Annotated in this window: 10 protein-coding genes; 6 read left to right on the top strand and 4 right to left on the bottom strand. The window is 62.0% G+C overall.

The window, feature by feature from the left end:
- Positions 1 to 42: 42 nt before the first annotated feature.
- From ACUIAF_RS06095 to ACUIAF_RS06085, 3 genes are all read right to left on the bottom strand, one after another.
- Positions 43 to 1,302 (bottom strand): Na+/H+ antiporter NhaA, encoded by a 1,260-nt coding sequence (locus ACUIAF_RS06095; protein ID WP_445338183.1) that lies wholly within the window; start codon positions 1,300 to 1,302, stop codon positions 43 to 45.
- 499 nt (positions 1,303 to 1,801) lie between these two features.
- On the bottom strand, positions 1,802 to 2,281 hold the full coding sequence (locus tag ACUIAF_RS06090) for a Dps family protein (RefSeq protein WP_015021094.1): 480 nt from the start codon (positions 2,279 to 2,281) through the stop codon (positions 1,802 to 1,804).
- A 375-nt stretch (positions 2,282 to 2,656) separates the two neighbouring features.
- Entirely contained in the window at positions 2,657 to 4,042 is a 1,386-nt protein-coding gene (locus ACUIAF_RS06085; RefSeq protein ID WP_445338182.1) for a hemolysin family protein, read from the bottom strand.
- 158 nt (positions 4,043 to 4,200) lie between these two features.
- Here ACUIAF_RS06085 and ACUIAF_RS06080 point away from each other — a divergent pair, with 158 nt between their 5' ends.
- Complete coding sequence (locus tag ACUIAF_RS06080) at positions 4,201 to 4,764, top strand: peroxiredoxin (RefSeq protein ID WP_015021096.1); 564 nt, start codon at positions 4,201 to 4,203, stop codon at positions 4,762 to 4,764.
- A 120-nt stretch (positions 4,765 to 4,884) separates the two neighbouring features.
- Entirely contained in the window at positions 4,885 to 6,636 is a 1,752-nt protein-coding gene (locus tag ACUIAF_RS06075; protein ID WP_445338180.1) for an FAD-dependent oxidoreductase, read from the top strand.
- A gap of 148 nt (positions 6,637 to 6,784) precedes the next feature.
- Here ACUIAF_RS06075 and ACUIAF_RS06070 read toward each other — a convergent pair whose 3' ends face one another.
- Positions 6,785 to 7,798: a LacI family DNA-binding transcriptional regulator gene (locus tag ACUIAF_RS06070; protein ID WP_445338178.1), complete on the bottom strand. Its 1,014-nt coding sequence runs from the start codon at positions 7,796 to 7,798 to the stop codon at positions 6,785 to 6,787.
- A 325-nt stretch (positions 7,799 to 8,123) separates the two neighbouring features.
- Here ACUIAF_RS06070 and ACUIAF_RS06065 point away from each other — a divergent pair, with 325 nt between their 5' ends.
- The 4 genes from ACUIAF_RS06065 (at position 8,124) to ACUIAF_RS06050 (ending at position 13,486) form a co-directional block, all read left to right on the top strand.
- Positions 8,124 to 9,386: an ABC transporter substrate-binding protein gene (locus ACUIAF_RS06065; protein ID WP_198189877.1), complete on the top strand. Its 1,263-nt coding sequence runs from the start codon at positions 8,124 to 8,126 to the stop codon at positions 9,384 to 9,386.
- Positions 9,387 to 9,411: 25 nt separating this feature from the next.
- Positions 9,412 to 10,398, top strand: a complete 987-nt coding sequence (locus ACUIAF_RS06060; protein WP_445338176.1) for a carbohydrate ABC transporter permease — start codon at positions 9,412 to 9,414, stop codon at positions 10,396 to 10,398.
- Between the two features lies 1 nt (position 10,399).
- Positions 10,400 to 11,260: a carbohydrate ABC transporter permease gene (locus ACUIAF_RS06055; RefSeq protein ID WP_144085847.1), complete on the top strand. Its 861-nt coding sequence runs from the start codon at positions 10,400 to 10,402 to the stop codon at positions 11,258 to 11,260.
- Positions 11,261 to 11,365: 105 nt separating this feature from the next.
- On the top strand, positions 11,366 to 13,486 hold the full coding sequence (locus ACUIAF_RS06050) for an alpha-galactosidase (RefSeq protein ID WP_445338174.1): 2,121 nt from the start codon (positions 11,366 to 11,368) through the stop codon (positions 13,484 to 13,486).
- Positions 13,487 to 13,513: the final 27 nt, after the last annotated feature.

Raw genomic sequence — 13,513 nt, 5'->3', positions numbered from 1 at the left:
CAGGGACCGGGTCTGGCAGAGGTTGAGTCTTGGCAACTAAGCCTATGTGCGCCTGGCGGAGCGCAGCCGACCGGGGATAGTGCCCACGGCCACGACGAGCACGGACAGGACCGACCCCGTCAGCACACCCAGCAAGGCTGACTCTAGGTGTGGGGATTCGGCGAAGGCCAAATTGGCGATCAGGAAGGACATGGTGAAGCCGATTCCGCAGAGCTGGCAGAGACCGATCATGTTTCCGGTCGTGGAGCCGGCAGGCCGCCGCAGCCCCAGATGACTTGCCAGGATCACCATGGTCATGATTCCTAGGGGCTTGCCCAAGGCCAGTCCCAGTGTGGCGCCCCAAAAGACCCGGTCCGTCAGCAGTCCGGGTCCCAGCTGATCCAGGGAGATGGACAGCGAGAAGAAGGCGAACACGGGTAGAACCACCAGGGCGCTCAAAGGTGTCAGCAGGCGATCCAACTGTTCGGCAGGCGATGATGCTTGGATGTGGCTCCGTCCAATCCCTGTTGTCTCGGTTCCAGCTGGATTGGCCCCAGTAGATTCTGTTCCGGATGGTTCAGCCTCGCGTGACCTGGTGACAGGGGTCAATAGGCCCATCGCCACTCCCGCCAACACCGGGTGGATCCCAGCCTTGAAGAGGCCGTACCAGGCCAGCAGTCCGCCGGTAAGGGCACCCAGCAGGAACAGCGGCATCAAAGGTCGCCAGAGCCGTGAGGAACGGCTCCCCGCTCGGACCAGCGAGGCCCAGACCACTAGGCCGACCAGGCAGGCAAGCAGCCAGCTCGGTTGTCCCAAGCTGGAGTAGCCCAGGGCGATCAGCAGGACACCAATCAGATCGTCGAAGATGGCCAGGGTCATCAAAAAGGCCTGCAGGGCGGGCCCAGCCTTGGGTAGGAGCAGTTGCAGAGCCGCCAGGGAGAAGGCTAAGTCGGTGGCCGTTGGGACAGCCCAGCCGCGCAACCCGGCAGGGGAGCCCAGGTTGAACAGGCAGTAGATCAGGATCGGAACGGCCACACCGCCCAGAGCGGCCAGCATGGGCAGCAGGACCTGCCTGTGGTCGCGCAGAGTGCCTGTGGCAGCCTCCTGGCGCAGGTCAAGACCCATGGTCAGGAAGAATATGGTCAGCAGCCCGTCCTGTATCCAGTCCTTGAGGGACAGGTTCAGTCCACCGGGCAGGTCCAGAGGAATCCAAGCGGCAAGAGCGTTCAGCCCCGGCCCGGTCTCTGGAAGATTGGCCAGGATCAGCCCGGCCAGGGCGCAGGCCATCATGAATAGCCCGGTGATCCGATCGTTTTCAGCCAACGATGACAGAGCGGCGAAGAAGTTTGAAGGATGATGTCTGTTGTGCCGGTCCCTGTCAGATCCGCCCTGCCCACGCTGTGGATTTGATGGTTGGGCATTCGATGACTTGAAATCCGACGGTCCAGAATTCGGTTGGGGGTCTGATGACCGGGAATCCGACTGCCTGGGATGGAAAGGTTTGAGATTCTGTTGCGAATTCGAATCGTCGTAATCCTGACGACGTGGATTGACAGAGAATGCTGGGAATGCAGGCGTGGGCGGCATGATGCTCCTGGTCGGGCGGGTAGAGTTCGGTCTTCCATGGCCGACCAGTCTTCCCGGCATGAGGCGGCGCCCGGCCGTCTCCCAAGTGCCAATTCTATCCTGAAGTCCAACAGTCTATCTCGGTCAGAGAAAATGCCAGCGGCCCCGCACCTTTCACGATGCAGGGCCGCTGGTTTACCGCCTATCGGGGGCGGCGATGAGTTCTCAGAACTCAGAAACCGAGTAACTCAGTAACTCAGAACAGGTGGCTGCGCATGAACCACTGGAAGTGCTCCAGCTCCTGCACGTGGTCCTGCAGAATGTTAGAGCTGACAATGTCCAGGTCGTCCAGCTCCTTGATGGCCTCGCGGTCGCGCTTGATGAAGGTGGTGTAGTAGGTGTCCAGGGCCTTCAGGTAGTCCAGGGCATCCTGACGGCCGGTCATGGTGATGCCATCCCAGTCGCGGTTCTTCATGATGTCGTCAGGGCGCCCGGCGGGGGAGCCGCCCAGGGTGGCGATGCGCTCAGCGGTCTCGTCGGCCATGTTCAGCACCGAATCAACCTCGGGGTCCATCATCTCATGAATGCCGATGAATTCCTTGCCCTTCATGTTCCAATGGGCGTGCTTGAGGATCAGGGCAGTCTCCTGTTCCTGGCTCAGACGGCTCTGCAGGATGGCGATGACCTTCTCGCTGGTCGCTTCGTCGAGTCCCGGTACGGTAAAGTTCAATGCCATAATCGCTCCTTAAATATGAAATTATGCCTTCGGTCGGGTCAGCCCGACCTTGTATCTCCAGACTAGAGGAAAAAGCAAGGAAACGCTTGGATTTTGCGGGAATCAACCAGTGAAATCATTCACGGACCATCGGCTACGCTGATAGTCATTTTTTCTTGACTGGCGTCAGAGCGGTCACCGGCTGACTACCAGCCCAGCACTGGCTGGATGATAGTAGGGATTCGGTTAGACGATAGCTAGGCTCTGGTCGCAGTATCGTCTCGGCCCGCCTTGGATTGTCGTCTTCCTTCCTGGCTTCGACCAACCTCGGTCGGGTTAGAGCCGGCAAAGCTATTCTCGGTCAAATCAGTCTCCCTCAGATTAGATCCAGTCCGGTTATCCTCGGTCCGCTCCTGCTTCGGAATTCGACCCGTCTTCATCCTTACCATCCGCGTCGGCCTCGTCATCATCGTCGGACTGATCCTCGGCCTCCTGCCGCCGTCTGACCTCGATGGTCTCGATGCGCCGCCCGTCCACCTTGGTCACCACCATGTCATACCCGTCGTCGGAGTGGACTACGTCACCCACCTGCCCCATGCGCCCGGTCTGGGCCAGGAAGTAGCCGGCCAGGGTCTCGTAGGGGCCATCCTCCAGCTCGATTCCGGTCAGGTCCGCGAAGTCCTCGATGGTCATGCCGCCGTCGACCGTGGCAACCCCGTTGACGAAGGCGGTTGCCTGGGGATGGGCAGGGTTCTGCTCCTCGGGCAGGTCGTACTCGTCGCGGATGTCGCCCACCAGCTCCTCGGTCATGTCCTCCAGGGTGACGATGCCGTCGGTGCCCCCGTACTCGTCGATGACCACGGCCAGGTGGATGCCCTTCTTGCGCAGCTTCTCCAGGCTGGGCAGGAGCCTGGAGGTGCCAGGCAGGGCAATGCCGGGCCTGGTCACGTCGGCTACGGTCTTGGCATTGGGATTGCGCACGTCCATCAGGTCGCGCACGTGGACGAAGCCCAGCACGTCGTCGAAGTCGCGTCCGGTCACCGGGTAGCGCGAGTAGGGCTCATCATGCACGAATTCGACCGCCTCCTGCAGGGGCATGTCCCCGGCGATGAAGACCACGTCGGCCCTGGGGCGCATGACCTCGGCCACGCTGGTCTCGGAGGCATCGAAGACGTCGCCCAGGATCATCCGCTCGTCCTTGCTCAGGTTGGTGTTGGAGGAGACCAGCATTCGCAGCTCGTCGTCGCTGACCTCGGTGTCGGTCTGCTGGGGGTCGAAACCCAGGATGCGCACGATGAGGTTGGTGTTCTTTCCGATAAGCCAGATCAGCGGCCTGCACAGGGTAGTGAAGACGTCGATGGCCGGAACAACGGCCCTGGCGATGGCCTCGGTGCGCTGCATGGCGATCCGCTTGGGCACCAGCTCGGAGATGACGATGGAGCAGTAGGAGATGATCAGGGTCAGAATCACCGTGGTCAGGGTGCCGGCCAGACCCTCATGCACGCCCCACCCGGTCAGGACGGGCACCACGTAGGGGGCGATGGACGATGCGCCGAAGGATGCCGACAGGAAGCCCGTCAGCGTCACACCGATCTGCACGGCGGAAAGAAAGGTGTTGGGGTCGCGGGCGATGCGGGCCACCCGGGCGCCGCGCGCGTCCTGTTGCTCCATCTGCTCCAGCTGCGAGCCTCGCAGGGAGACCAGCGCCAGTTCAGTCCCCGAGAAGACGGATCCGAGCAGGAGAAAGAAGAGAATGAGCAGGATGTTCAGCCATAATGCCATGCCTCTAATGCTAGGGTATGGGCGCCCCATGTGCCCTATGTCACACCCCAGCGGCGAACCTCCGTCTTCCCCATGCAGCGCTTCCTGACTAGCATGAAATACGGAGACAGGTTCGGCTTCAGGCCGACGTTCCCAATGCTCCCGAAAGGATTTTTTTCATGTCACAACTTCAGCACGAATTGACTGAGTTCACCACGCAGGCCTACCAGGATAACAAGACCTTCCCGGTCTCCAAGAAGGATCTGCTGGGCCACTGGTCCCTGCTCTTCTTCTACCCTGCGGACTTCAGCTTCGTCTGCCCCACCGAGCTGGAGGATCTGGCCAGCAAGTACGAGGACTTCAAGAAGATCGGCTGCGAGATCTACTCCGTCTCCTGCGACACCGAGTTCGTTCACAAGGCCTGGCACGAGGCCAATGAGAAGATCGCAAAGGTCCAGTATCCCATGCTGGCCGATCCGACCGCAACCCTGGCCAAGGATCTGCAGACCTATAACGAGGCCGAGGGTAAGGCCGAGCGCGGCGACTTCATTCTGACTCCTGAAGGCAAGGTCGTGGCCTACGAGGTCATCTCCTCCAACGTGGGCCGCAACGCCGACGAGCTGCTGCGCCGCGTCCAGGCCTCCCAGTTCGTCTACGAGCACGGCGATCAGGTCTGCCCTGCCAAGTGGGAGCCCGGCGAGGACACCATCGAGCCCAGCCTGGATCTGGTCGGCCAGCTCTGATCCGCAGCTGCCAACATCGGGAACTCGCCGATCGGAAGCGACCAGGGCGGGTTCCCTTTTCTATATTTACGACCAGCATTCAAAACAGCACATCCGTGCATTCCTTCGGAAGAGGCATTCATGACGGAAGACAAGAATCTTTATGACGTGGTCATCATCGGTGGCGGCCCTGCAGGCCTGAGCGCAGGACTCTACCTGGCTCGGGCGCGGTATCGCACCCTGATCCTGGAGAAGGACGACTTCGGCGGTCAGATCACCATTACAGCCGACGTGGTCAACTACCCGGGCGTGGCCAGCACCGACGGCCGCAAGCTGACCGAGACCATGCGCCAGCAGGCCCAGAACTTCGGAGCCGAGTTCATGAGCGCCGAGGCCACAGGCATCGAAGCCCAGGGCGACATCAAGGTGGTCCACACCTCCCGGGGCGACCTGCGCACCTTCGGCATCCTGATCGCCACCGGCGCCAGCCCCCGCAAGATCGGTTTCCAGGGCGAGCAGGAGTATGCGGGCCGCGGTGTGGCCTACTGCGCCACCTGCGACGGCGAGTTCTTCACCGGGCGCGAGGTCCTGGTGGTCGGCGGCGGGTTCGCGGCCGCTGAGGAGTCGGTCTTCCTGACCAAGTACGCCACCAAGGTGACCCTGCTGGTGCGCGAGGAGGACTTCACCTGTGATGCCGCCGTGGCTGACGAGGCCCGGGACAACGACAAGATCGAGATTCACTACTCCACCGAGCTCAAAGGGGTCTCCGCAGGCCCCGGCGGGCTGGTCGAGGCTACCATCCTGGACCGGAAGAGCGGGCAGACCACCACCTGGAAGCCCCAGGACGGCGGCACCTTCGGCGTCTTCGTCTTCGCCGGCTACGTGCCCCAGACCGGCATGCTCAAGGGCGTGGTGGATCTGGACGACCACGGTTACGTGCTGACCCACGACTACCTGGAGACCTCGGTGCCGGGCATCTACGCTGCTGGGGATCTGCGGGTCAAGAACCTGCGGCAGGTCATCACCGCCACCTCCGATGGGGCTGTAGCCGCCGTGGAGCTGGAGCGCTACGCCTCCAACATGTCGGACAAGACTGGTCTGGTGCCGCCGCGGCCCGAGGATTCCCCCTACGCCCGCTCCGAGCGTCAGGCCGAGAACTCCGCACTGGCCTCGGGTACCTCGCCCGCGCCTGTGGCCCAGGAGCACGACCAGGCTCCGGCCAAGACCTCCGGCTTCTTCGGGCCCGACATTCGCAAGCAGCTGGACATGGTCTTCGGCAAGATGACCGGAAAGCTGGAGCTGGCCCTGGATCTGGACGGCAGCCAGGTCTCCAAGGAGCTGGAGGCCTTCGTGGACGAGCTGGTCGGGCTCTCCGACGGCAAGCTGACCTCCAGGGTGGACTCCCGCACGGATGAGGACGGCAAGGATTACGATCCCGCCGGCGACCTGCCCGATGCTCGGCCCAGCGTGCGCATCTGCCGCGTAGACGATCAGGGCGTGTCCCAGCCGACCGGGTTGGCCTTCCATGGCGTGCCCAGCGGTCACGAGTTCAACTCCTTTGTCCTGGCCCTCTACAATGCGGCGGGCCCCGGCCAGCAGGTGGATCAGCCCACCTCGGACCGTATCGATGCCATCAAGGACCAGGTGGACGTGATGATGCTGGTCTCCCTGACCTGCACCATGTGCCCGACCACGGTCCTGTCCGCCCAGCGGGTGGCTGCCCAGAACGGCAAGGTGCGCGCCGAGGCCTACGACCTGGCCCACTTCCCCGAGCTCAAGGACCAGTACCAGGTCATGAGCGTCCCCTGCATCGTGATCCGCAAAGATGGCCAGGAGACCGTGGAGTTCGGCAAGAAGTCCGTTCCCGAAATGCTGGATCTGATCGGGGCCTGACCCCTAGGTCCGAGCCTGAATAGAGCCTGAGAAGGCGCTGGCGTCAATGCCTTTGTGGCGTGACGTCAGCGCCTTCTCTGATATATGTTGTAGGTCTGCATTGATGAAAAACTATGGATATTATCCACGGTTTGCACGATGTGCTGTATCAGCAGCCGCAGGAGTGGCGGATGACCAGATCCGCCTTGATGATCTGCACGTCGGGGACCTGGTCCGGCTCCAAGGCCGCATTGATGGCGCAGGCGGCGATTTTCGCAGTGTCCTGCTGCATGGTGGTCAGCTGAGGCCAGGTGTAGAGGGAGTCGACGGTGCCGTCGAAGGAGACGATGGCCACATCCTCGGGAATGCGCAGCCCGCGCTCATGCAGGGCTCGAAGAGCGCCCATGGCCTCCATGTCGGAACCGGCGAAAATGGCCTGGGGCGGCTTGCCGCTGTCGATCAGATCCAAGGTGGCGCGATAGCCGCCCTCGCGTGTGAAGAAGGCCTGGCGGATCCTGCCGGCGGGCAGGTTGGCGTTCTGGTGGGCCGCGTACCAGCCTTGGATGCGGGCGTCGCCCCGGTCGTCGGGGGAGCCGCCAAAGAGCATGTCGACGCTGCAGTGCCGGTGCTCGATCAGGTGTTGGGTGGCGGTCAGGCCAGAGTGGAAGAAATCGGTCGACACGCTCTTGGCATTGGTCACCCGGTGGGGCTGGTCCATGAAGACGAAGCGGCTCTCCTCAAGATGAGCCATGCTCAGCTGTGTGTAGCTGCGCGAGGATGAGAGGAAAATGGCATCGACGTTGCGCTCCAGCAGCTGCCTGATGGACTGCTCCTCCAATTCGGGGTCGCTACGCACGTTCATGAAGAGGACCGAGTACCCCCGCCGCATGGCCACCGTCTGCAGCTCGTCGTAGATGCCGGCGCTGAAGGGGTTGGACGAATCCGGCACGATGACGCCCAGCATCTTGGAATACCCGGTGCGCAAGGCACGCGCCGTGGGGTTGGGGTGGTAGTTCAGCAGCTTCGCCGCCTCGCGCACCCGCTTGGATGTGTCCGGGGCCACTGCCCTGGGCCCGTTGTTGAAGACGTAGCTGACCACCGCCGTGGAGACGTTGGCCAGCTTGGCCACATCCGTGCGTGTGGCCCTTCTGCGTTGTCGGAGTTTCTTATCGTTTGCAGCCATCAGAGCTCGATCCCATCTGCCTATTCACCAGTCTCAATTCATGCTACCCGGAATATAGAATCTACTCGAATTGATATTGTTTTCAAACTCCGTTCTACATCGCCATTGACCTGTCCGCACATGCCGGGCTATAGCCGGAAAATCAAGGGAAATGGCACCAAATTTTCAGCCGTTGCGAAAGCCCTTGTCTTCAAAAGCAGCTGTTCAGGCAATCGGCGTCAGATATTTGACAGATAAATCTACTCGTGTATATTAAGAAACACGAATGAGTTCCTGTTCGCATGGAACATGTTCGGCAATGAAGCAACCTACGAAGGAGTGGTTGATGAATAGGATCAAGACGGTGGCGGCGGTCGGCATCTGCTGCGCTATGGCAATAACCTCATTGGCTGCCTGCGGCTCTTCCTCCTCCGGGGGCAAGAAGACCGTGGAATTCATGACCATGCAGTCTACGGGAACCCCCCAGCTCAAGGCTCTTCAGGGCCTGGGCAAGAAGTTCGAGGCCAAGAATCCGGACATCACCATCAAGATGGTTCCGGGCACCAACAACAACGAGAACGACATCAAGGTTCGTCTGGCGGGCCACAACCCTCCGGACATCTGGAACACCCACGGCTGGTCGCGCGACCGGTACGGCAACTTCCTGGAGCCGCTGCAGAATAGGCCCTGGGCCAAGCGGCTCAAGCCGATAGGCAACGATGTCTTCAAGACCAAGGACGGCAAGTTCTACGCCCTGCCCGCCGACATCCAGGTGTCGGGCATCATGTACAACCAGACGGTCCTGGATGCGGTCGGCATCGATCCCAAGTCCATCGACACCTGGGACGCCTTTGAACAGGCCTGCACGAAGCTGAAGGCCGCCGGATACACCCCGCTCATCTCCTCCAACAAGGACGCGGGCCCCAACGGGGACCTTGCCGACTACATGCTTCCGGGCATGTACGACGAAAGCCAGCTCAAGGATCTCTCCAAGGGCAAGTTCGACACCGCGGTCTACGAGAAGTACACCACCAGGGTGGCCAAGTGGGCCAAGGACGGCTGGTTCAATGTGGACTACACCTCTGCCTCCCAGGATGACATCTCCAGGCTGATGGCCCAGGACAAGGTCGGCTTCTCCTTCCGCGCCAACGGCAGCTCACAGCTGATCCAGTCCTACAACCCCAACGTCAAGCTGGGCATGATGCCGGTTCCCGCCGAGGTCGGCAAGCCCTACTTCTCCACCGGCGAGGACACCCTGACCTTCGGCGTCTCCAAGACCAGCAAGAACAAGGACGCGGCGCTGAAGTTCATCGACTTCATGGCCGAGCCTGAAAACCTGCAGAAGCTGGTCGACGTGAGCATGAACGATTCGGCCCTGACCGGCGTCAAGTCCGCACTGGGGCAGTTCGAGCCGACCTACAACTACTGGGTGAACGAGAAGAAGACCAAGCTGGTCCCCTTCTTCGACCGCAAGTACCTGCCCAACGGCATGTACAACACCTTGGCCAAGTCCACCGACGGTCTGCTGACCGGTCAGCTGACTGCACAGGCCGCTGCAGATCAGGTCAAGACCTCCTTCAACAGCCTGTATGGCCAGAAGTCTTCCTGATTAGTCGACCAAGAGGAGTCGAGTCATGACAGATAGTCGCTCAGGGGCGATTCCTTCGCAGGACACCCAATCCGAATCACCGTTACATGGGGATGGCAGGAATGCATCCGTTGGCCACGGCAGGGGTTCCTCCCCGCGTCGTCGCCGCTTCAGGGGTGCCTCGATCAATCTCTTCTATCTTCCTGCCGTCATCCTCCTGGTGATCTTCATCATCTATCCGCTCCTGTCGGGGATCGAGCTTTCCCTGACCAACTGGGACGGGTACAACGACGCCAAATCCTTCGTAGGGCTGGCCAACTACAAGCAGATGCTGACTGACACCAACTTCAAACAGGTGGTCATCAACACCTTCATCTACGGCATCGGCAGCACAGTGCTCCAGCAGATCCTGGGCTTGGCTCTGGCACTGCTGCTGAACGCCAAGATCAAGGGGCGCACCCTGATCAGGGCCATCATCTACCTGCCCGCCCTGGTGGCCCCGGTCATCATGGGCATCATGTACTACTTCGTCTTCCAGTACCAGCAGGGCGCTCTGAACGCCGTCATGACGGCGCTGGGTCTGCACAAGGTGGCCTGGTTCAACAATGCGGGGTTCTCGGTCTGCATCATCGTGCTGGTGAACTCCATCCAGTTCGTCGGCGTCTCCATGATCATCTACCTGGCCGGTCTGCAGACCATGGACCAGGAGGTGGTCGAGGCCGCCGAGGTCGATGGGGCATCCGGCTGGAAGAAGTTCTGGAACATCACCCTGCCGCTCCTGTCGCCCGCCTTCACGACCAGCGTGGTGCTGAACCTGATCGGAGGACTGAAGCTCTACGACATGGTCAAGGTGCTGACAGGCGGCGGCCCCGGGTATGCCACCAACTCCATCTCGACCTATATCGGCACGATCTACTTCGACAATCAGGCGGCCGGGTATGCCTCGGCCATCGGGGTCTTCCTCTTCGTCCTGATTGCCATCGTGACCTGGCTGGTCAACAAGGGGCTGGCCAAGCTGGATTGGGAGGCCTAACATGGCTAGCAAGAACAAGAATGCGATGACCCCTGCCGAGCGGTCATACCAGCGTGGGCGCTGGGCCATCTACCTCTTCCTGGTCATCGTCTGCCTCTGCCAGCTCCTGCCCTTCTACCTGGCGATCACCACCTCGCTCAAACCCTCGGATGATCTGAGCTCGGCGCTGAGCATGCGCACCCACGACATGGCATGGTCCAACTGGTCCGAGGCCGTCAATGAGGGCGGCATCCTCAAATCCGTGCTCAACAGCGTGGTGGTGACCGTGGGGACGACGGCCCTGGTCTGCATCCTTGGAGCGGCTGCGGCCTACCCCCTGGCTCGTCGCCTGACCCGGTTCAACAAGCTGGTCTCGGCCTTCATCCTCTCCATGATGATGATTCCGCCCCTGAGCATTCTGGTCCCCCTCTACTCCTTCCTGGTGAAGATCGGCGGGGTGAACAACTACTGGGGCATCATCGCGGTGCTGACGGCCACCAATCTGCCTCTGTCGGTCTTCCTCTACACGGCCTTCATCAAGGCCATACCCCCGGCGATTGACGAGGCCGGCGAGCTGGACGGAGCCAACCGACTCCAGGTCTTCATGCGCCTGGTCCTGCCCATGCTCAAGCCGGTGACGGCGACCGTAATCATCATGACCGGCTCGACAGTATGGAACGACTACGCCCTGTCCAGCTACATCCTGACCGACCCCTCGGCCCAGACCATCGCTCCTCGCGTGGCCTCCTTCTTCTCGGCCAATACCAACAATCTGGGCGTCGCCGCAGCGGCATCCCTGATTGCGGCAGCCCCCATGGTGGTCGCCTACATGTTCCTGCAAAAGTACTTCATTGCAGGGATGGTGGCCGGAGCAGTCAAGTAGTCTATCAATCAGGAGCCGCCCAACTGCAGTGGGGCGGGCGGCTCACTGGTTCATCAAGCATCGTTGTTTTTGCACATTTGTGCTGTAGTTACCAAAGGAATTTTCATGCTCTTTCCACAGCCGGTCCATTCTGATCAGCCACTCACCTATATGGCCCTGGGGCCCATTACGCCGGGTGCCGATATTCCTGACATCAGGGGGCTCTATGCAGGCCCCGACCTGGATGGCTTGGAACAGACACCCGCTTGGGCCTCGACCCATTCGCCCTTGCTGCTGGAGCATGCGCAGAACACCTACCTGCATCCGGGCCTGACCGGGCATCGGATCGCCCAAGGCCCCGAGGGCATCCAGGCTGGCCGTTCCTGGTCGCCCCGATTCCTGGTGGAGGGCAAGCCCGAGCAGACCGCCGACTCGCTGACCATCAAGGCCCGCGATGAGGATGCCCAGCTTGGGTTGGAGACCAGGGTGGAGGCAATGGCCGGCGGCTCCCTGCGGATTCGCCATACCCTGCGCAATCTGGGCGCCGATCCTTTCCTGTTGGAGGGTCTGGAGGTCCGTCTGCCCTTGGACGACCAGCAGACCCAGATTCTGGACTTCGCCGGCAGGCACGAGCGTGAGCGCAGCCCCCAGCGCCATGACCTGGCCGACGGAGCCTGGGTGCGTGAGTTCCGCTGGGGCCGCACCGGATTCGAGGGCCCCGTGGTCATGGTGGGCACCCCAGGGTTCAACTTCCATCACGGCAGGGTGCTCTGCGTCCAGCCGGCTTGGAGCGGGAACACGGTGCTCCGGGTGGACCGGAACAGCGCCACCCCGGCAGGCATCAGCGCTGGCGAGCTCCTCCTGCCCGGCGAGGTGGTCTTGGGCCAGGGCCAGGAGTACAGCACCCCCTGGATCGTGGTCATGGCCTCCGACCATGGCATGGATCCGATCATGAACAGCCTGCACGCCTGGGAGCGCACCCTGCCCGAGCATCCGCGCGAGCAGCCGGTCATCCTGAATGTCTGGGAGGCCATCACCTTCAACCACAACTTCGACACCCTGCGCGACCTGGCCGACCGCGCCGCCCACATCGGGGTGGAGCGCCTCGTTCTGGACGACGGCTGGTTCCACCTGCGCCGGGACGACACGGCTGGCCTGGGCGACTGGTGGGTGGACCCTGCGGTCTGGCCCCAGGGTCTGGAGCCTTTAGTTGATTATGTCCACAAACTGGGGATGCAGTTCGGCCTCTGGTTCGAGCCGGAGATGATCAATCCGAATTCGGATGCCTTCCGTGACCATCCTGAGTGGGTCATGAGGGCATCCTCCAGAAACCCGGAGCTGCAGCGCAACCAGCTGGTCCTGGACCTGACCAACCCTCAGGCCTTCAACCATGTGCTGGAGGCCATGACCAAGGTTCTGGGGTCCTGCCAAATCGACTACGTCAAGTGGGATCACAACCGCGACCTTCTTGAGGCTGGTTCCCAGGCCCACGGTGGCGCGCCTGCCATCCATGAGCAGACCCTGGCTTACTACCGCCTGCTGGACATCCTCCGCGCTCGCTTCCCCAAGGTCGAGTGGGAGTCCTGCGCCTCGGGCGGCGGTCGCATCGATCTGGGCGTGATCGAGAAGATCCGCCGCTTCTGGAACTCCGACATGACCGATGCCCTGAGCAGGCAGCTGATCCAGCGCTGGACCGAGCAGACCGTGGCCCCCGAGTACATCGGCGCCCATATCTCCCAGCCCTCCTCCCAGCAGACCGGCAGAACCTATAGCCTGGATTTCCGGGCGGCCACGGCCGTCTTCGGGTCCATGGGCATCGAGTGGGACATCCGCCAGGCCAGCGAGGAGGACTTGGAGCGGCTCAAGGAGTGGGTCACCTGGTACAAGGCCAACCGCGGCTTCCTCCACTCCGGCCGCGTGGTCCGCCTGGACCTGGCCGACCCTTCGGTTCTGGCCCATGGTGTAGTGGCCCCCGACCGCAGCCGTGCCATCCTGGCCCATGTCCAGTTGGACGAATCCCTGCATAATCGTGGTGTTTATCTACGTATTCCCGGCCTGGATCCCAAGGCCCGGTACCGGCTGGCTTGGACCGGCCCCGCCAAGCCCAGGGCTTCGCTTGAGCCTTTGGATCCGACGGGCCCGCTGGGGACCGCCGAGGTCACCGGCACCTATCTGGAGCGCGTGGGCGTTCGCATACCCCGCTGCCAGCCCGAAACCATCCGCCTGATCGACCTGGTCCGGGTCTGACCCGCCGCTATCAGCCACACCACGGGG

It is taken from the genome of Bifidobacterium sp. ESL0822 (assembly GCF_052606675.1).
The sequence above is the reverse complement of the archived record's forward strand: the minus strand, read 5'-3'. Positions and strand labels throughout refer to the sequence as shown.